We start from the raw sequence: 648 nt of genomic DNA on the forward strand, positions 1-648 counted from the left end.
GGGAGAATCGGGTAAGCTAAATGACTCGACCGAAAATTTAAGCGAAGTGCGGAAGGTCGGGGAGTGACCCCGCACCCGATTCGACGATTCAGTCAAGTGCTACGGTATAGAAAAAAGTATAGAAAAAAACATCTCAAAACGTTATTATTGTAGTGACAAAACCAGAATAAAGGACGTTTTAAGATGTATCATCATTATAATTCATTTTCAGCAGAAAGCAAGACCCGAAATAAACATTTAACCTTGGACGATCGTCATAATATTGAGCGTTGGCACCGTAGTGGTAAGTCTAATCGTGAAATTGCCCGTCTTCTAGATAAAGCCCCTCAAACGATTCATAATGAAATCAAAAGAGGGTTTGTGCTGCAACAAGTGAGAAAAGGTCGCTTCAAAAAGATTTATTCTGCTGAGTATGCTCATTCTCAGTATTTAAAACAGCGTGACAAGTGTGGCCGCAAAGTGTCACTTGATAAGGAAACCAAAGAAACACTCGTTCATTTTCTGACCGAAATGAAATATTCACCAGAAATGATCGTTCATTCTAATCTTGTCAACGTTCCTGTTTCAACGATTTACTATTGGATTCATAACGGACATTTAGGCTTAACATCGAATGACTTACTTTATCCGCGTAAATCAAAGAAAAAA

Annotated in this window: 1 protein-coding gene; it reads left to right on the forward strand. The window is 38.4% G+C overall.

Going from position 1 to position 648, the window contains the following annotated elements; translation table 11 throughout:
* Positions 1 to 183: 183 nt before the first annotated feature.
* Positions 184 to 648, forward strand: a 465-nt coding sequence (locus GSA01S_RS10385) for a helix-turn-helix domain-containing protein (protein ID WP_157064839.1), incomplete at its 3' end; no start/stop codon positions are given.

The sequence above is a fragment of the Globicatella sanguinis NBRC 15551 genome (assembly GCF_001552295.1).
GTDB classification, from domain to species: domain Bacteria; phylum Bacillota; class Bacilli; order Lactobacillales; family Aerococcaceae; genus Globicatella; species Globicatella sanguinis.